At 31.6% G+C, this 20,265-nt stretch carries 19 protein-coding genes; 18 read left to right on the forward strand and 1 reads right to left on the reverse strand.

Annotation, left to right across the window (positions count from 1 at the left end; genetic code table 11):
• The first annotated feature begins 10 nt into the window (after positions 1 to 10).
• Complete coding sequence (gene recO / locus ACSUE0_RS03865; protein WP_436956174.1) at positions 11 to 769, forward strand: DNA repair protein RecO; 759 nt, start codon at positions 11 to 13, stop codon at positions 767 to 769.
• Between the two features lie 622 nt (positions 770 to 1,391).
• On the opposite strand, the gene ACSUE0_RS03870 is transcribed toward recO, so the two are convergent.
• Entirely contained in the window at positions 1,392 to 2,783 is a 1,392-nt protein-coding gene (locus tag ACSUE0_RS03870) for a glycine--tRNA ligase (RefSeq protein ID WP_119614815.1), read from the reverse strand.
• Between the two features lie 323 nt (positions 2,784 to 3,106).
• Here ACSUE0_RS03870 and ACSUE0_RS03875 point away from each other — a divergent pair, with 323 nt between their 5' ends.
• From ACSUE0_RS03875 to ACSUE0_RS03955, 17 genes are all read left to right on the forward strand, one after another.
• Positions 3,107 to 3,751 (forward strand): helix-turn-helix transcriptional regulator, encoded by a 645-nt coding sequence (locus tag ACSUE0_RS03875; RefSeq protein WP_275540005.1) that lies wholly within the window; start codon positions 3,107 to 3,109, stop codon positions 3,749 to 3,751.
• Positions 3,752 to 3,765: 14 nt separating this feature from the next.
• The gene (locus ACSUE0_RS03880; protein WP_119614814.1) at positions 3,766 to 4,587 is read left to right on the forward strand and encodes a pyruvate, water dikinase regulatory protein; all 822 of its coding nucleotides are present in this window, start codon (positions 3,766 to 3,768) and stop codon (positions 4,585 to 4,587) included.
• A gap of 46 nt (positions 4,588 to 4,633) precedes the next feature.
• Positions 4,634 to 6,418: a DNA primase gene (gene dnaG, locus ACSUE0_RS03885; protein WP_119614813.1), complete on the forward strand. Its 1,785-nt coding sequence runs from the start codon at positions 4,634 to 4,636 to the stop codon at positions 6,416 to 6,418.
• Between the two features lie 130 nt (positions 6,419 to 6,548).
• Positions 6,549 to 7,655, forward strand: a complete 1,107-nt coding sequence (gene rpoD / locus ACSUE0_RS03890) for an RNA polymerase sigma factor RpoD (RefSeq protein ID WP_119614812.1) — start codon at positions 6,549 to 6,551, stop codon at positions 7,653 to 7,655.
• A gap of 208 nt (positions 7,656 to 7,863) precedes the next feature.
• Positions 7,864 to 8,541 (forward strand): tRNA (adenine(22)-N(1))-methyltransferase, encoded by a 678-nt coding sequence (locus tag ACSUE0_RS03895; RefSeq protein WP_119614811.1) that lies wholly within the window; start codon positions 7,864 to 7,866, stop codon positions 8,539 to 8,541.
• Positions 8,542 to 9,645, forward strand: a complete 1,104-nt coding sequence (locus ACSUE0_RS03900; protein WP_436956178.1) for a Nif3-like dinuclear metal center hexameric protein — start codon at positions 8,542 to 8,544, stop codon at positions 9,643 to 9,645. It abuts the gene before it with no gap.
• Positions 9,646 to 9,921: 276 nt separating this feature from the next.
• On the forward strand, positions 9,922 to 11,262 hold the full coding sequence (locus ACSUE0_RS03905; protein ID WP_119614809.1) for a DEAD/DEAH box helicase: 1,341 nt from the start codon (positions 9,922 to 9,924) through the stop codon (positions 11,260 to 11,262).
• Between the two features lie 9 nt (positions 11,263 to 11,271).
• Entirely contained in the window at positions 11,272 to 12,162 is an 891-nt protein-coding gene (locus tag ACSUE0_RS03910; protein WP_119614808.1) for a deoxyribonuclease IV, read from the forward strand.
• Between the two features lie 224 nt (positions 12,163 to 12,386).
• Entirely contained in the window at positions 12,387 to 13,160 is a 774-nt protein-coding gene (locus ACSUE0_RS03915) for a metal ABC transporter ATP-binding protein (protein ID WP_119614993.1), read from the forward strand.
• Complete coding sequence (locus ACSUE0_RS03920) at positions 13,157 to 14,017, forward strand: metal ABC transporter permease (protein ID WP_119614992.1); 861 nt, start codon at positions 13,157 to 13,159, stop codon at positions 14,015 to 14,017. Before ACSUE0_RS03915 ends, ACSUE0_RS03920 begins: the two co-directional genes overlap by 4 nt.
• Positions 14,007 to 14,420, forward strand: coding sequence for a Fur family transcriptional regulator (locus ACSUE0_RS03925; RefSeq protein ID WP_119614991.1), 414 nt, complete (start codon positions 14,007 to 14,009; stop codon positions 14,418 to 14,420). Before ACSUE0_RS03920 ends, ACSUE0_RS03925 begins: the two co-directional genes overlap by 11 nt.
• Before the next feature lie 258 nt (positions 14,421 to 14,678).
• On the forward strand, positions 14,679 to 15,278 hold the full coding sequence (locus ACSUE0_RS03930; RefSeq protein WP_017724588.1) for a superoxide dismutase: 600 nt from the start codon (positions 14,679 to 14,681) through the stop codon (positions 15,276 to 15,278).
• Between the two features lie 122 nt (positions 15,279 to 15,400).
• Entirely contained in the window at positions 15,401 to 17,452 is a 2,052-nt protein-coding gene (locus tag ACSUE0_RS03935) for a peptidoglycan D,D-transpeptidase FtsI family protein (RefSeq protein ID WP_017724587.1), read from the forward strand.
• A 122-nt stretch (positions 17,453 to 17,574) separates the two neighbouring features.
• A complete protein-coding gene (rpmG, locus tag ACSUE0_RS03940; protein WP_002483181.1) occupies positions 17,575 to 17,724 on the forward strand; it encodes a 50S ribosomal protein L33 in 150 nt (49 codons plus the stop codon).
• Between the two features lie 130 nt (positions 17,725 to 17,854).
• On the forward strand, positions 17,855 to 18,397 hold the full coding sequence (locus ACSUE0_RS03945) for a 5-formyltetrahydrofolate cyclo-ligase (RefSeq protein ID WP_436956182.1): 543 nt from the start codon (positions 17,855 to 17,857) through the stop codon (positions 18,395 to 18,397).
• Between the two features lie 11 nt (positions 18,398 to 18,408).
• Positions 18,409 to 19,866, forward strand: coding sequence for a rhomboid family intramembrane serine protease (locus tag ACSUE0_RS03950; RefSeq protein ID WP_436956184.1), 1,458 nt, complete (start codon positions 18,409 to 18,411; stop codon positions 19,864 to 19,866).
• Entirely contained in the window at positions 19,850 to 20,047 is a 198-nt protein-coding gene (locus ACSUE0_RS03955; RefSeq protein WP_026113590.1) for a YqgQ family protein, read from the forward strand. Before ACSUE0_RS03950 ends, ACSUE0_RS03955 begins: the two co-directional genes overlap by 17 nt.
• The last annotated feature ends 218 nt before the right edge of the window (positions 20,048 to 20,265 follow it).

Here is a 20,265-nt window from a genome sequence, read left to right on the forward strand (position 1 = left end):
GTGAGCTATTGTGTTGATCAAACAAAAAGGTATAATCATTAAAACAGTTGATTATGGCGAATCCGATAAAATTATAACTATTTTGAATGAACATGGTGCAAAAGTACCTTTAATGGTAAGGCGAGCTAAAAAGAGTAAGAGTGGTTTACAAGCCAATACCCAATTATTTGTGTATGGCTTGTTTATTTATTCTAAGTGGAAAGGCATGGGGACATTGAGCTCCGTCGATGTGATTGAACAAAATTATAACCTTCGCTTAGATATTTACGAAAGTAGTTTTGCTAGTTTATGTGCTGAAACAATTGATCGTTCACTTGAAGCAGATGAAGTTTCTAAATATAGCTATGACCTTTTACATTTTGTTTTGGACAAAATTAAAAATGGTGTTTCAGCACAACTGATGTCTGTAGTAGTTTTGTTAAAGTGTATGAACCGTTTCGGATTTAATGCTACATTTGATAAGTGCGCTGTTACTGGCAATGACGATCAGTCCAAATTAATAGCATATAGTTTTAAGCATGATGGTGCTATTTCTGAAGCTGTTAAATATCAAGATCCACATGCTCTAGTTTTATCTAATAAAACGCTTTATTTGCTAGATATCCTTCAAAAATTACCAATTAGTCAAATGAGTTCTCTTAGTATTCATGATGATGTTGTCAATGAGATGTCTGAATTAATGATCCTATTATATAAAGAATATGTGGGAATGTATTTTAAAAGTCAAAAACTAATCAATCAATTACATAGATTAGATAATTTATCTTGAATACGTCGTATAGATATTAGCGCTTATCAGCCTCCATATAAAATCAACTGAATAAACACATGATAAGTTCCCCCCTAACAATAGATATAAAAATCTTATTGTTAGGGGGGTTTTTAGAGTATAGTTCATATAAAAAGGCACAAATAAAAACTTTATAAGCTTTTGCTAAATGGTTATATACCACAAAATACAAGAAAAACATTAGTTTTTAATCAACTATAATTATGTTATGTAACCCTGTACTATAAGTTTAAGAGATTAAAAACATATTATAAGGATTGTTGATATACATAGATAGAAAAACTAACTTTCTGATAATCTACTAGAAAATTTTAGATCTTTAATGATAGTAGAGTTCAAAAATTAAAAAAGTTATATTAATGCTATCGAAGATAACTTCTGTTTTCAATAAAAATACTAAAATGCAAAGTAGCGGTATATACTAAGAAATATAATGTTCAACACAAACAGATTAAACATTTTATGCGCATGGTCATCAATTTAGTGAAAGCATTACACTAAAATTCCTTAGTAGGAATCTTTAAGTATTAAATATAAAAAAATAAACCAAACGTTATATTTAACGTTTGGTTTATTTATAAGTAATGTAACTATAACTGAATTAGAATTTAACTTTTTCAGCTAAGAAAGCATTTAGTTCTGTAATTGGCATACGAATCTGTTCCATAGTGTCACGATCACGTACAGTTACTTTTTCATCTTCTAAAGAATCGAAGTCGAAAGTGATACAATATGGTGTACCGATTTCATCTTGACGACGATAACGTTTACCAATTGATTGTGACTCATCGAAGTCTATAGAGAAGTTAGCACTCAATTCTTCAAATACTTTAATTGCATCACCAGATAGTTTTTTGCTCAATGGTAATACTGCTGCTTTATACGGAGCAAGCGCAGGGTGGAAGTGTAATACAGTTCTAGAATCTTTACTACCTTCAACGCCTTCTTCATCATAAGCGTCACATAAGAATGCTAATGTGACACGGTCAGCACCTAATGATGGTTCGATACAATAAGGGATATATTTTTCGCCTGTTTCTTGATCATGGTAATGGAAATCTTCACCTGAGTGTTCGCTGTGTTGCTTCAAGTCGAAATCAGTACGGCTAGCGATGCCCCATAGTTCACCCCAACCAAATGGGAATCGATACTCAATATCAGTAGTTGCATTTGAATAGTGAGAAAGTTCGTCAGCATCATGATCACGTAAGCGTGTAGCTTCTTCGCTTAAGTTTAAATCTTTTAGCCATTGGCTTGCGAATGTTTTCCAATAATTTTGCCATTCTATTTCTTCACCTGGTTTACAGAAGAATTCTAGTTCCATTTGTTCGAATTCACGTGTTCTGAAAATGAAGTTACCTGGTGTGATTTCATTACGAAATGACTTACCTACTTGACCAATACCAAATGGTAATTTTTTACGCATTGTACGTTGAACATTTTTATAGTTTACAAAAATACCTTGTGCAGTTTCAGGGCGTAAGAAAATTTCATTTGTAGAGTCTTCAGTTACACCTTGGAAAGTTTTGAACATTAAATTGAATTGACGGATATCAGTCCAGTTTGCTGTTCCACTTACGGGACAAACGATACCTTCTTCATCAATAATGCGCTTCATTTCATCAAAGCTTAAACCATCGGCAACGAAATTTTCATCGCCTTTTTCATTTGCCATATAATCTTCGATAATTTTATCAGCACGATAGCGGATTTTACTATCTTTGTTATCAATCATAGGGTCGTTAAAGTTACCAAGGTGACCAGACGCTTCCCATGTTTTTGGATTCATTAAAATTGCAGCATCAATACCCACGTTATATGGAGATTGTGTAATGAATTTTTGCCACCAAGCTTTTTTAATATTATTTTTTAATTCTACTCCTAGTGGACCATAATCCCATGTGTTTGATAAACCACCATAAATATCACTACCAGGGAATACAAATCCTCTATGTTTCGCTAATGAAACAATTGTTTCCATATCTTTTGCCATAAAAAATACACTCCTCTTTAACATAAAAACGTCCCAAGACACAGAAAAAAATAAAACTTTATCCGTGTCTTGGGACGAGTTAATCTTTTTTAATCACATATTCAAAATATGTGTTTGTTTGCAGAATTTTTGTTAACCCGCGGTTCCACCCAAGTTAGTGTGAACACTCGCTTTTACAAATCATTTAGTTGTAGCCATTAAACTTTGTTAAGCTTTCACTATCCTTAACTCGCTTTAAATCTAATTTTAATGTATTGATGGTTTATAAGCAAGTAAATATATGTATTTGTAGCAATTTAAAATTCAATGTATAATTGAGTAAATTGATTAAAGGGGTGAGCGTTATAGAACTGAGTAAAAGGCAACAGCAAATTGTTGAAATTGTGAAGAATAATGGCCCAATTACTGGTGAACATATAGCTGAACGGCTGAATTTAACACGCGCGACTTTAAGACCCGATTTAGCTATTTTAACAATGTCTGGTATTTTAGAAGCTAGACCACGTGTTGGTTATTATTATTCTGGGAAACCAAAAAATAAATTAATAGCCGATGAATTAAAACAATATATAGTTAAAGATTACGCATCTCACCCAGTAGTAGTAAAAAGTGAGATGACTGTTTATGATGCGATATGTACTATATTTTTAGAAGATGTTAGTACGCTGTTTGTAATTAACAATAACGGGGATTTTATGGGAGTTTGTTCACGTAAAGATTTATTAAGAGCTTCAATGATGGGGGAAGATATACATACGATACCCGTGAATATTATCATGACACGCATGCCAAATTTAAGTTTCGTTTTAGAAGACGAAAGAGTGATATTTGCAGCGAATCTCATGATTGAAAAAGAAATTGATTCTTTGCCTATTGTGGTTAAAAAAGAAAATGGGAAGTATGAAGTTAAAGGTCGCATTTCTAAAACGACGATAACTAAAATCTTTGTATCATTATTAAATGAATAGGTGGTATTAAATTAATGGAAAATATTAGAATAATAGTCGCATCCGACTCAGTGGGTGAAACCGCAGAACTAGTAGCAAGAGCCTGTATTTCACAATTTAATCCAAATCAATGTGACAGTGAAATAAGCAGATATCCTTACATTGAAGCTTTAGAAAACGTGGACGAAGTGATTTCTGTCGCAAAAGATACTGAAGCAATTGTAGTTTATACATTAGTAAAACCAGAAATAAGAAAATATATGGAAGCGAAAATCAGTGAATTTAATATTAAATCTGTAGATATCATGGGGCCATTGATGAATATTTTATTGGATAAAATTGATGAACAGCCATATTTTGAACCGGGTCTTGTCCATCAACTAGATGAAGCTTATTTCAAAAAAATTGATGCTATTGAATTTGCTGTAAAATATGATGATGGTAAAGATCCAAAGGGTTTATCAAAAGCAGATATTGTCTTATTAGGAATCTCAAGAACTTCAAAAACGCCATTATCTCAATACCTTGCACATAAAAGTTATAAGGTTATGAACATTCCAATTGTACCAGAGGTTACACCACCAGATGATCTATTTAATATTGATTCATCTAAATGTATTGCTTTAAAAATAAGTGAAGAAAAATTAAATAAAATTCGTAAAGAACGCCTGAAACAACTTGGATTAGGAGACAGTGCTAGATATGCTACAGAACAACGTATTGAAGAAGAACTTAATTATTTCCATGACTTAGTTGAAAGGATCGGCTGTCCGGTAATTGACGTATCAGATAAAGCGATTGAAGAAACTGCAAATGACATTATTAGTATTATAGAGCAAAATAGTTTCAAAAAATAAATAAAACATTTATAATAGTGTAACTAATGTCTAATAGGTGATTATTTTGCGAATCGAACAATCTACAATTAACGAAATAAAAGAAAAAACTGATATACTCGATTTGGTTAGTGAGTATGTGAAGTTAGAGAAAAGGGGACGCAATTATATAGGTTTGTGTCCTTTTCATGATGAAAAGACCCCATCTTTTACCGTGTCAGAAGATAAGCAAATTTGTCATTGTTTCGGTTGTAAAAAAGGGGGCAATGTTTTCCAATTTACACAAGAAATTAAAGACATCTCTTTTACTGACGCTGTTAAAGAATTAGGGGAACGAGTTAATATTAAAGTTGAAACAGAATCGTCTGGTTCAAACCAAGAGGGTTCACATCAAGTTGCATCAGACGATTTAAAAATGATTGAAATGCACGAATTAATGCAAGAATATTATCATTATGCTCTGAAAAAAACAGTAGAAGGTGAATCTGCCCTAAATTATTTGAAAGAACGAGGTTTTACTGATGCGTTAATCGACGCGAGAAAAATTGGCTATGCACCAAACAACTCACATTTTTGTCATGATTTTTTAAAGAAAAAAGGATATGATGTTCAACTGGCATATGAAGCTGGGTTGCTATCTCGAAACGAGGAAAATTTTAGTTACTATGACCGTTTTAGAGATCGTATTATGTTTCCGTTAACCAATGCACAAGGACGGACTGTCGGCTATTCTGGTAGAACATATACAAATCAAGAACCAAAGTATTTAAATAGTCCAGAAACACCAATATTTCAAAAGCGTAGATTACTATATAACGTTGATCACGCTAGAAAATCCATCAGAAAAACTGATGAATTAATTTTATTAGAAGGCTTTATGGATGTTATTAAAGCTGATCAAGCTGGTCTCAAACAAGTTGTTGCTAGTATGGGAACGCAAATATCACAAGAACATATAGCATTTATTAAAAAGTTAACGTCTAATGTAACTTTGATGTTTGATGGGGATTACGCTGGTACAGAAGCTACATTAAAAACTGGACAAATTCTGTTACAACAAGGTTTTAATGTGTTTGTAGTGCAATTACCTAAAGATATGGATCCTGATGAGTATATTGGGAAGCATGGGCCTGAAGCGTTCAATTACTTTGTAGAACATGAGAAAAAGTCGTTCATTATTTATAAAGTTCATACTCACCAAGAAGAAATTGAAAATAATGATTTAGCATATGAACGATATTTAAAAGAAATCACTAACGATATTTCTTATATGAGTTCAACTATCTTGCGGAAAAAGATATTGCAAGAAGTTTCGGAATTGTTTAAAGTTAGCTTGGATAGTCTAAATAATATAGTAGGACAACAACAAGATTATTATCAACCTCAAGACTATCATGTACCGTCTGCGCCACAATTTAATAATTTAAACAAAAATGAGAAGGCAGAACGTGCTTTACTTAAGCATTTTATGAACGATAAAGACACTTTTTTAAATTATCATAAATTACTTCAATTAGAAGACTTTACAAATGAATATTTTAAGCGTATATTTAATATTTTACACGAGTTTTACTCTGAAAATGATACGTTCAATATTAGTGATGTATTACAGTACATTGATTCCAATGAAATTAAAGAAGCATTTATATCATTAGATAACTATTTGATAAATGAAGAACCTTTTGAACATGAAATTGATGACTATATAAATACACTGACAACTAATAGAAGTGAAGAAACTATTGAATCGCTTAATCAGAAGCTACGAGAAGCCTCAAGATTGGGTGATTTAGAACTGCAAAAATATTATTTAGAAAAAATTGTAAATCATAATAAAAGTAGAATGAATTGAAAAATATGTATTTGTATGTATTTTTTAATCACTTAATGTGTATACGATACAATGTTTTGAGTAGATTTTACTAATTTTATCTATAAAATATTTGGATATCAAGTTGATATTATATTCGGGAGGCCTTTTCATGTCTGGAAATAAAGTTAAAGTTAAAAAACAAACCATTGATCCATCTCTAACTTTAGAAGATGTAAAAAAACAATTAATTGAAAAAGGTAAAAAAGAAGGGCACCTAAGCCATGAAGAAGTTGCTGAAAAATTACAAAACTTCGATATGGACTCTGACCAAATGGATGAACTATTTGATCAATTAACAGATAACGATATTAGTTTAGTTAATGAAAAAGATAGTTCTGATAAAGATTCTAAATTGAATCTAAACGATTTAAGTGCACCTCCAGGTGTAAAAATAAATGATCCAGTTCGTATGTATCTAAAAGAAATTGGACGAGTAGATTTATTAAACGCTCAAGAAGAAATTGAATTGGCTAAAAAAATTGAGCAAGGCGACGAAGTTGCCAAATCTCGTTTAGCCGAAGCTAACTTACGTCTTGTTGTTAGTATCGCGAAGAGATATGTAGGTCGTGGCATGTTATTCTTAGACCTTATCCAAGAAGGTAATATGGGATTAATAAAAGCTGTTGAAAAATTTGATTTTAATAAAGGATTTAAATTTTCAACTTATGCAACGTGGTGGATTCGTCAAGCGATTACGCGTGCCATTGCTGACCAAGCACGTACAATACGTATTCCTGTTCACATGGTTGAAACAATCAACAAGTTAATCCGTGTTCAGAGACAATTATTACAAGATTTAGGCCGTGATCCTGCTCCTGAAGAAATCGGAGAAGAAATGGACTTACCTCCTGAGAAAGTAAGAGAAATACTGAAAATTGCTCAGGAACCTGTCTCATTAGAAACGCCAATAGGTGAGGAAGATGACAGTCATTTAGGGGATTTCATTGAAGACCAAGAAGCGCAAAGCCCTTCTGATCATGCAGCTTATGAACTATTAAAAGAACAATTAGAAGATGTATTAGACACATTAACTGATCGTGAAGAAAATGTATTGCGTTTACGTTTTGGATTAGATGATGGTAGAACACGTACACTAGAAGAAGTTGGTAAAGTATTTGGTGTTACAAGAGAACGTATTCGTCAGATAGAAGCAAAAGCACTTAGAAAATTAAGACATCCAAGTAGAAGCAAACGTCTAAAAGATTTTATGGACTAATTTTTAGCGCTTGAGGCATCGACTACACATTAAATGGGTATTGATGTGTCTATATATACACATGTATAATAGCTGACGAAGTGTACAATACGCTATTTAATAGCTTTAAAAACAAGTTAGTGGTACAGGGAGCGGGAATACGAGATCAAATTAAAAATTTTGATTTCTCTTCCGCTCCTTTTTTACATATTAAAAGGGGAGCACTTTTATGATTCCATTAAATCAAAGATTAAAAAGAGTAAGTAATTATATTAAAGGTGAATATTTAGCAGATATTGGTTCGGATCATGCTTATCTACCTATTTTTGCTATAGAAAATAAATTAACAAGAAGAGCAATTGCAGGCGAAGTCATTAAAGGGCCTTTTGATGCTTCTAAACGAAACGTATGCGAACATAAACTCAGTCACTATATCGATGTACGATTAGGTGATGGGTTAACTGTTATACAAGATGGAGATGCTATAACTACAATTACTATATGTGGCATGGGTGGTCCTCTTATAGCTAAAATTATAAGTGATGGCGCCAATAAATTGTGTAATAAACCGAGATTGGTGTTACAAAGTAATATACAGTCAAGTGCCATTAGAAATAAGCTTACTGAATTAAATTATGGCATAATAGCCGAAGAAATTATGGAAGAAAAAGGCCATATCTATGAAATTATTGTTGCTGAGTACTTCGAAAAAATACCACCTATGACTCAAATAGAATTAAAATTCGGACCTGAATTGGTTAAAGATAAAAATGATTTATTTAACAAAAAATGGGAACGTGAAAAAGAAGCATTATTAAAGATAAAGAATAATTTAAACCCTAAAACACATGCCCAACGTTTAGATGAAATTAATGGTGAGTTAGATTTAATTAATGAGGTGTTATAAATGATTATAGATGAATTATTAAAAACTATTAATACACATGTACCTTTTGATACAGCAGAATCATGGGATAACGTAGGTTTATTAATTGGTGATAAAGCTAACAAAGTAACAGGTATATTAACAGCACTCGATTGTACTGAAGAGATTGTTGATGAAACGTTAGATAAAGGCTATAATACAATAATTTGTCATCATCCTCTTATTTTTAAAGAGGTAAAAAATATTACTCAACAAGAGGGATATGGGGTAATCATACGTAAATTAATCAAAAACGACGTTAATCTCATTGCATTACACACTAACTTGGATGTTTATCCAAAAGGTGTGAATGCGATGCTTTCTAATAAATTAGGTTTAGAAAAACAACAGATTTTAAACCCTGAAAATATACCTTATTACAAAGTTCAAGTATTTATTCCTAAAGAAAATTTAAGTGATTTTAAAGATGTATTAAGTGAAGCAGATATAGCTCAAGAGGGGGATTATCAATACTGTTTTTACGAAAGCCCTGGCACTGGCCAATTTAAACCAGTAGATAGTGCAAACCCACATATCGGTGAAATAGATCAAATTTCTAAAGTACAAGAATATAAATTAGAATTTATGATTGACCATACGCAAAGAACTTTAACGCAAGACTTAATAATACAACATCATCCATATGAAACTCCGGTTTATGATTTTATAGAACTTACAAAACAAGCGAATTATGGTTTAGGCATGATAGGCAAACTTAATGAAGTTACGACAGTGAAAAAATTTGTGAGCCATGTTAAAGCACAATTAAAAATGCCAAGTGTACGTTTCTCTGGCGATCTTAACGCAAACATAGAAACAGTAGCTATTATAGGTGGATCAGGAATTGGATTTGAGTATGCAGCCAGTCAGAAAGGCGCTGACATCTTTGTGACAGGGGATATAAAACACCATGATGCATTAGACGCTAAAATCGCAGGCGTTAATTTATTAGATATCAACCATTACAGTGAATATGTAATGAGAGAAGGGCTATGCCAACTTTTAGAAGATTGGCTGAATGTTGATGATAAAATATTTAATATTGAAGCATCTGAGATCAATACAGACCCCTTTGAATATTTATAACAACAATTTGTGGCTGAGGCATAATCAATGCTTCAGCCGTTAATATGAAATATTGCGTGACAATTAAAATATAATTGATTTTTGACAATAATAATATAGTATAGTTAACATTCTTAGAGAAAATTATTGGGATATTGCTATAAGTTTATATTAATACTACTAATCAAAAACATTTTATAGCATTCATTACTTATTTAACTTGATATGATAATTTAGTTCAAAATTATACGGTAATGCTTTATAATAGATAAGATGAAGATTTAAGGAGGCCAAGACATGGCAAATCACCCATTTGAGAAATTTAATTTAGAACCAAGTCTGATTGATGCTGTGAAAGATTTGAATTTTGATCAACCGACTGAAATTCAAAGCCGAGTAATACCAAAAATAATAAAACAAGTAAATTTAATCGGCCAATCACAAACAGGGACAGGTAAATCCCATGCATTTTTATTACCGTTAATCAATTCAATAGATACAGAATACAAAGAACCGCAAGCAATTGTTGTAGCTCCCACAAGAGAATTAGCGCAACAACTTTTTGATGTTGCTAGCCATATAACAAAATTTAAAGAAGATGTGTCAGTAAAACTATTCATAGGTGGCACAGATATTGAAAAAGATCGTAGTCGTGCAAAGAATCAACCACAACTTGTTATAGGAACACCTACACGTATTAATGATTTAGCTAAACACGGGGATTTACATGTACACTTAGCATCCTACTTAGTCATTGATGAAGCAGATTTAATGATAGATTTAGGGCTAATAGATGAAGTTGACCATATTGCTACAAGATTAGATGAGAAAGCACATATTGCAGTGTTCAGTGCAACAATACCTAAATCGTTACATCCATTTTTAAATAAATATCTTGAAAATCCGGATTTTGTAGAGATTGAAAATACAGAAAAAAACAAAAAGAATATAGAATTCTATTTAATTCCAACAAAAGGCGAAGCCAAAATAGAAAAGACTCTAAAGTTAATTGATATACTAAACCCATATTTATGTATCATTTTCTGTAATAGTAGAGACAGTGCTGATGAATTAGCTAACCAACTTAATGCAGCTGGTTTGAAATTAGGTATGATTCACGGTGGTCTTTCACCTAGAGAGCGTAAACAACAAATGAAACGTATTAGAAATTTAGAATTCCAATACGTAATAGCTAGTGATTTAGCATCACGAGGTATTGATATTGATGGTGTAAGTCATGTAATTAACTTTGATGTACCAAATGATATTGATTTCTTCACACATCGTGTAGGACGTACTGGTAGGGGGCAATATAAAGGCGTTGCAATTACTTTGTACAGCCCGGATGAAGAAAATAACGTTGCATTAATTGAACAACGTGGCTATCATTTTGAAAACGTTGATATTAAAGACGATGAGTTAAAGCCTATTAAAGCTCATAATTTACGTCAATCACGTAAAAATAAAGATGATCATTTAACAAATCAATTAAAATATAAAGTTAAAAGTAATAAGAAAAAAGTCAAACCTGCTTATAAGAAGAAATTCAAACGTGATTTGGATGATTTAAAACGAAAAGAACGCAAACAATTTAGTAAGCAAAAGAGTAGACAGGAAAGAAAAAATAGAAAAGGATAGGTGAATTTTATGTTATTAGGGTCTCATGTATCGATGAATGGTAAAAAAATGTTAGAAGGCTCAGCTGAAGAAGCCCAAAAATTTGGTGAGTCTACATTTATGATTTATACAGGTGCGCCACAAAACACTAGAAGAAAGCCTATCGAAGAATTAAATATTGAAAAAGGTCATGAAGTAATGAAAGCTCATGGTCTATCAAATATTGTTGTGCATGCACCTTATATTATAAATATCGCTAATACAGTTAAACCACATGTCTTTGAACTTGGTGTGGAGTTCTTACAAAGTGAAATTGAACGTACACAAGCACTAGGTGCAAAAGATATAGTATTACACCCAGGTGCTCATGTTGGCGAAGGTACAGATGCAGGTATCAAAAAGATAATAGAAGGTCTTAACGAAGTTCTAACGAATGATAACGATGTTAGAATTGCATTAGAAACAATGGCTGGTAAGGGATCTGAAATCGGCAGAAACTTTGAAGAGATAGCCAGAATTATTGATGGAGTAGATCATAATGAAAGACTATCTGTCTGTTTTGATACATGTCATACACACGATGCCGGTTATAACGTAAAAGAAGATTTTGATGGTGTTTTAAACGAATTTGATAAAATTATAGGTGTCGATAGAATTAAAGTCGTGCATGTAAACGATAGTAAAAATGATATTGGAGCACATAAAGATAGGCACGAAAATATCGGATTTGGTTATATTGGGTTCGATGCGCTTAACTATATTGTACATCACGATACTTTTAAAGAAATTCCAAAAATATTAGAAACACCTTATGTTGGTGAAGATAAAAAGAACAAGAAACCACCATATAAATTAGAAATTGAAATGTTAAAACAACAACAATTTGATCCAGATTTGAAGAATAAAATTTTAAATCAATAATAATGTTTCTTAAAAATTGACCGGATATTAAAGGATTTAATTAATCACTTTTAAACAATACAATAAGAAATATGTTGGGAATTTGTTCTGCTAGAACGGTAAGAGTAATATGTGAATTCTAATGATCCACTTAGAGTTCGCATGTTACTCTTTTTTGGTAATTCGTAAACATTACTATTTACATAATTAATATCTCATTGTATAGTATAGAACGAGGTGAAAACATGTCTACGCCAGTATTCGAATTAAAAAATATAGATTATTATTTTGACAACAAACAAGTACTTGAAAATATAAATATTAAAATTAATAGAGGAGAGTTTGTTGCAATTGTAGGACCAAATGGTGCCGGGAAATCAACTTTACTAAAAATCATACTTGGATTATTACCAATCCAAAAAGGCCAAATTTATGTTGATGGGAAAGACTATAATGGAAATCAATCTTTACTTAAAATTAGTTACGTTTCCCAAAAAGCACAGGCGTTTAAAGCAGGCTTCCCTGCTAGCGTTAAAGAAGTCGTGATCAGCGGGCTTACCAAGCGCAAGAAATTATTTCAATGGTTCAATAAAAAAGATGAGCAAAGTGTAAAAACTGTTTTATCACGTCTTAATATTGAACATTTAATCGACAAAAACATAGCTGAATTATCCGGTGGACAACAGCAAAGAGTGTTAATTGCACGTGCGTTAATCAGTAAACCATCTGTACTAATTCTTGATGAACCAACTAGTGGCATTGATGCAAAACACGTGAGTGAATTTTATGAGACTTTGGATACATTAAAGAATGAAGGTGTAACCATTATTCTTGTTACACATGATATTGGTGTTGTTGCAGATACAGCAACTGAAGTAGCTTGCTTGAATAAGCATTTACATTTTCATGGTACAACTGAAGACTTTAAATCGCTAGATGAAGTTGAAATATCAAAAATTTATGGTCATCCTATTCAATTTGTTGATCATCAGCATAGTAGGGAGTGTTGTTCGTCATGATTGAAGCCTTACTAAATTTTGATTTCATGAGATATTCACTTATAAGTGGGCTTCTTATTGGCTTAATTGCACCATTAATCGGTGCTTTCATTGTTGTGAGGAGACTATCATTAATTGCTGATGCGTTAAGTCATGTCACGCTTGGTGGTATTTCATTTGGAATGTTTGTTGTTACAATAATCCCGACAGTGGCATTTATAAATCCAATGTGGTTTGGTATTCTATTTGCTGTGATTGGCGCATTACTCATTGAAAAGTTAAGAACTTCTTATAGTAACTATCAAGAAATTGCTATTCCAATTATTATGAGTGCTGGAATCGCCTTAAGTGCAATATTTATTTCACTTGCAGACGGCTTTAATCAAGAAATTGTTGGATTATTGTTTGGTTCTATCAGTGCAGTAACATTAAGTGACTTATTTACAATTATTGTAATTGTCATCGTTGTTCTTATATTTATATTTTCTTTTTACAAAGAATTATTTATATTATCTTTTGATGAAGAATATAGTAAAGTAATAGGAATACCTAAATGGATTCAATTTATATTTATTATTATTGTAGCAATGGTTATATCTGCATCTATGCGTGTTGTAGGTATCTTATTAGTGAGTGCACTAATAACTTTACCTGTAGCAATTTCAATGCGACTCACAAAAGGCTTTAAACAGTTAATCATTTTAAGCGTTGTTATTGGAGAAATTTCAGTTATTGGAGGACTCGTATTAGCGTTTTATATGAATATATCACCAGGTGGTGTAATTGTAGTATTACTTGTACTAATACTCTCTATTGCGATGATGTATCAGAAATTTAAAATAAGAACAATTAAAGGAGATGCTAACGATGAAAACTGAAGAGGCTATTAATATCATTAAAAATCACGGACATAAATATACAAATAAGAGACGCGAAATGCTTGATATATTTGTCTCTGAAGATAAATATATCAACGCGAAATTAATTCAGCAAGAAATGGATAAAAATTTCCCTGGCATATCGTTTGATACAATTTATCGTAATTTACATTTATTTAAAGATTTAGGTATAGTTGAAGGCACAGAATTAGACGGGGAGATGAAATTTAGAATTGCTTGCACAGATCATCATCACCATCATTTTATATGCGAATCATGTGGCGATACAAAAGTAATTGATTTTTGTCCTATTGAACAAATTAAAGCGTTTCTTCCTAAAGTTGACATCCATACACATAAATTAGAAGTTTATGGCGTATGTGAAACTTGTCAACAAGCTTGATTATAAATTGTACAAATGAGAGTAAAAATACAAAATATTTTCCATAAATCATAGGTCTTTCGTATGAATTAAATTGAATTTTTAAAATTGTTGCATAAACATGTTTAAATAAGTCCAATTTGAGATATACTAGTAGAGTAACTAAAGATGACAAATATTATTCAATAACTTTTCAATTAAACTTTAAGCAGATTAATTGTTGTTATCATAATTAGTTGTTATGCTTTATTTAAAGATTAATTAGGAGGATGATTATTTATGGCTTTTGAATTACCAAACTTACCTTATGGTTTTGATGCATTGGAACCACACATTGATCAACAAACAATGGAAATTCACCATGGCAAACACCATAACACTTATGTAACTAAATTAAACGCAGCAGTAGAAGGAACTGATTTAGAATCTAAATCAATTGAAGAAATTGTTGCGAATCTAGACAGTGTTCCAGAAAACATTCAAACAGCTGTTCGCAATAATGGCGGTGGACATTTAAACCACTCATTATTCTGGGAATTATTAACTCCAAACTCAGAAGAAAAAGGTACTGTTGTTGATAAAATTAAAGAACAATGGGGTTCTTTAGACGCATTTAAAGAAGAATTTGCAGACAAAGCAGCAGCACGTTTCGGTTCAGGCTGGGCATGGCTAGTAGTTAATAACGGTAACTTAGAAATCGTTACTACACCTAACCAAGATAATCCAATTACTGAAGGCAAAACACCTATCTTAGGATTAGATGTTTGGGAACATGCTTATTATCTTAAATACCAAAATAAACGTCCAGACTATATTAGTGCATTCTGGAACGTTGTAAATTGGGAAAAAGTTGACGAATTATATAACGCAGCTAAATAATTGAGCTAGCGAATATGACGGCCTTTTACTAGGTCGTCATTTTTTTTAACTAAAATAATAGAAATATTCGCTAATTTCATATATCATTTGTAGTGAGAACTTTTGAATTGAGGTATGCTGTTTTGTTAAAAAGATTAAAAGAAAAGTCAAATGATGAAAAAATTAGAAATACAATGAATAAAAGAATTAGTTTTATATTTGGTGTGATTGTATTTATTTTTGCAGTAGTTGTCTTAAGGTTAGGTTATTTACAAATTGCACAGGGTTCTCATTATAAACAACTGATAAAAAATAGCGAAAATTTAACAGTTAATGAAGCCGTACCGAGAGGGCGTATATTAGATAGAAACGGCAAAGTCCTTGTTGATAACGCTTCTAAAAAAGCGATTACATATGCGCGTGGTAGAAAAACTTCACAAACAGAAGTTTTAAAAATTGCAAAAGATCTATCTGATTTAATTAAAATGGATACTGACAAAATAACAGATCGAGATAAACAAGACTATTGGATTCAATTACATCCAAATAAAGCGAGAGAATTAATGCAAAGCGAACAAGCATTACTTGATGATGGAAGTATTTCTCAAGACGACTATGACGAGTCCTTATATAAAAAAATTGGGAAAAAGCAAATCAACACACTAAGTGACAAAGATTTGCAAGTCTTAGCTATTTATAGAGAAATGATGTCTGGTTCAGCGCTTGATCCACAAATGATTAAAAATGAGGATGTCACTGATGAAGAATACGCAGCGGTATCACAAAAATTATCTGATTTGCCAGGTGTAAATACGACAATGGATTGGGATAGAAAATATCCTAATGGTGATACATTAAGAGGTATCTTTGGAGATGTATCTACGACTGAAGAAGGTATTCCTAAAGAATTAACCGAGCAATACTTGGCTAAAGGATATTCTCGTAATGATCGTGTAGGAAAATCATATTTAGAATATCAATATGATGATATTTTAAAAGGCAAGAAAAAAGAAATGAAATATACTACTGATAAATCAGGCGAAGTCATTGATTCCAAAGTCATTAATCCTGGCTCCCGTGGTGATGATTTAGTGCTTAGTATTGACATCGACTTACAGAAAAAAACCGAAGAATACTTAGAGAAGCAAATATCAAAACTTCGTAGTGAAGGCGCTAAAGATATGGATAATGCACTAATAGTTGTACAAAATCCAAATAACGGCGATATTTTAGCGATGGCTGGTAAACAAATAGATAAGAACGGCGATTTAACAGATTATGATATAGGTACATTTACATCACAATTTGCTGTTGGCTCATCTGTAAAAGGTGGCACTTTATTAGCCGGTTATCAAAATAATGCAATTAACGTTGGTGATCAAATGGTCGATGAACCACTGAAATTTGCTGGTGGTCTGACAAAACGCTCTTACTTTAACCAAGATGGTAGAAAAACGATAAACGATAAGGAAGCACTAATGCACTCATCTAACGTTTATATGTTCAAGACAGCTTTGAAAATGGCTGGATCTCCCTATTCAGCAAATATGACATTACCAAATGATATTTCTGAGGCAGGTCAAAAGCTACGTAAAGGATTGAATCAAGTAGGGCTTGGCGTTAAAACAGGTATTGATTTACCGAATGAAACAAATGGACAAATTGAACCATTAACTGATAATCCAGGTAATTTCCTTGATTTAGCAATAGGACAATATGATACGTATACACCTTTACAATTGGCACAATATGTTTCTACAATTGGTAATAACGGATATAGAGTTCAACCACATATTGGCTTAGAAATTAGACAGGCAACAAATAAAGATACATTGGGCCCTGTTAAAGAGAAGGTTAAGGGGAAAGTGCTAAACAGAGTGAATAACTCAGGAGAGCAAATTAAACAAATTCAAGATGGGTTTGAAATGGCATTTAATGAAAAACCCGGCACAGGGTATCAAAGTTTTAATGATACCGAAGTTCCATCAGCAGGTAAAACGGGTACAGCCGAAGTTTTCCAAAATGGTGAATCAAGAGTAAACTCAACTTATGTTGGTTATGCACCAATTAAGGACCCTAAACTTGCATTTTCAATTGTCTATACAAACCAACCAGTTCCAGAACCGTGGTTAAATGGTGGAGATTTAGGTAGGGATGTTATAAACTACTACTTTAAAGAACGAGCTAAAAAATAAAATAAGCGATTTTGTTATAAATACTGATATAGTCGTCTTTATTGAAAAATAATACTTTTCAATTTTATAACTAAATGGTATGATTAATAGGTCGTATTTTGAAAAGGTAAGGAGGAATTAGCATGCGCGTAAACGTAACTCTAGCTTGTACAGAATGTGGAGAAAGAAACTACATTACTACAAAAAATAAACGTACTAATCCTGAACGTATAGAAATGAAAAAACACTGTGCACGTGATAACAAACACACTATGCACCGCGAAACAAAATAATTAATATTTTAAGCCAGATTCTAATATAGGATCTGGTTATTTTTTCGTTTATTTTAAAAAGCAGTTAAATGACATTACATTTTTTTAACGTTATAATAATATAAGTATGTATTTGGGGAAGGTGTTCAAGATGTCCAAAAAAACTTTGCGTCAAAAAAATATTAATTTAATGAAACAATTTATGAAACAATCGAATAAGCAAGAGGCAGATCGATATTTAAGCGATCATTTTTTTAATACAGATGAATACAGATTTTCACAACGGATTGGCATTGTATTATCGATGCCCCATGAAGTAAATACATATCCAATTATTCAACAAATGATAGAAGACGGAAAAACTGTTTTTGTACCTGAAACAAATTATCAAACGAAGGAAATGACATTTAAACATGTAGATGATTTAAATCACATTGATCCAGATGATAAAGGCATTAATCACGTTAACGCAGATACTGAAATCACTAATAATTTAGATTTAGTAGTGGTTCCTGGCGTCGTATTTAATAATATTGGTTACCGTATTGGTTATGGTGGTGGGTATTTTGATAAATTTTTAAGTAATAATAAACAATCTACTATCAGTCTACTATACGACTTCCAATTAAATTCGTTTGAGACAGAAGTACATGATGAACCGGTTGAAAAATTAATCATAGCAACAACTAAATAATGGAGGCAAATATGATCACTGAGAAACATTATTGGAAGTGCATATATACTTGGATTAAATATCTGAACTATCATGTTGTTTACACAAATAAAGATAATGATGAAATTTGGTTAGCGAATAAGAAATCGGAAAGTATCGTGATATTTAAATATGGCGCTAATTCAACTCAAGATGTTAGGTTTGATAAAACTCGAATACAAGAAAACCAAGATAATATCATTGCATTTTTAGGGTTTAAACCCAATAATTATGAATTATATATTTTTACAGATAAAATATTTACAGATGAGAACTTAAATGAAACTAAACCGGTTAAATTTAAGGTTAAAATCATTAGAGAACCAGAGCATATAGAAAGAATAATGCCAAACTTCTTTGTGAAAAAAATGTATAATCGTACAACTAAGCATACAAAATCATACTATAAACAACGCACTCTCAATAACAATCCTATTGAAAAACATATGCTTAAGTTTGCCCCTGTAACATATACGTTAATAGCAATTAATGTTATTATTTGGTTAGCTATGACATTGTTTTTAAATCGTTTTTCAGATTTAAAATTATTAGATGTAGGTGGGCTTGTTCATTTTAATGTTGTACATGGTGAATGGTATAGATTGATTACCTCTATCTTTTTACATTATAATTTTGAACATATTTTAATGAATATGTTGAGTCTATTTGTATTTGGGAAAATTGTAGAAGCTATCGTGGGTCATTGGAGAATGCTTGTAATATATATTGTCGCTGGTTTATTTGGTAACTTTGCATCCCTTTCATTTAATACAGATACCGTTTCCGTAGGTGCAAGTGGTGCCATATTCGGGTTAATTGGAGCAATTTTTATATTTATGTATGTAGGTAAACAGTTCAACCGCAAATTAATTGGTCAATTATTAATTGTACTTTTAATTATGATCGGTCTATCGTTATTTATGCAAAATGTAAATATTGTTGCGCATATAGGCGGTTTCATTGGTGGGTTATTAATAACATTAATAGGATTCTATTTTAGAACAAATAAAAATCGTTTCTGGTTTCTAATAATATTAATACTAGTCTTATTTATTGCCGCTCAAATCAGAATTTTTACAATTAAAGAAGATAATATATACAATACGATTATTACAAACGAAATGAAACAAGGTAATTATGATGATGCAAAAGATATGGTAAAGCATACTATCAATAAGAATTATGCTGATGACGAAACTTATTATTTAAATGGACTTATTAAAGCAACGTTAGACTCGAAAGCAGAAGGCATTGCAGTGTGGGAAAGAGGATTAAGAGAACACCCTAACTCAGGACTCTTAAACTATCAATTAGCCATTGCAAACAGGTCTCTTGATAACAAAGATAAAGCAAAGAAATACATAAAAGCTGCGTTAAAGTCTGACCCTAGTAACAATGATTATATTAATTTAAATAAAGAATTGAGCGATGATAGTGATTCAGAAAATTAATACATTTTATGACGTGCAGCAACTCCTCAAAAAATTTGGGTTTATCGTTTACTTTAAAGATAAAGAAGATATGTATGAAATGATGGAACAAGAAATAAAATCGCTATTCAACATAGGACTTATTTCAAAGGACGACTTTTTAAAATGTCGATTAATTATTAATCAAAGAAAAAATGAATAAACGAAGTTGTAGAAGAGGTCGAGGCAGTGTTTTGCCTCGACCTAAAATATTATATTATGACTATTTATCGTAAGTTATTATAAACGCTATATTGACAATTTAAATTCAATGCTTTTTAACTTTCAAATGCTATAAATTACAAGTATCTTGCACTGTTAGATAAGTTGTTTCATAATTATTGCAATTGAGAATTGATTAAGATTAAAATGTAAATAAGG

This window comes from Staphylococcus sp. AS1337 (genome assembly GCF_051408735.1).
Classification (GTDB): Bacteria; Bacillota; Bacilli; order Staphylococcales; family Staphylococcaceae; genus Staphylococcus; species Staphylococcus xylosus_B.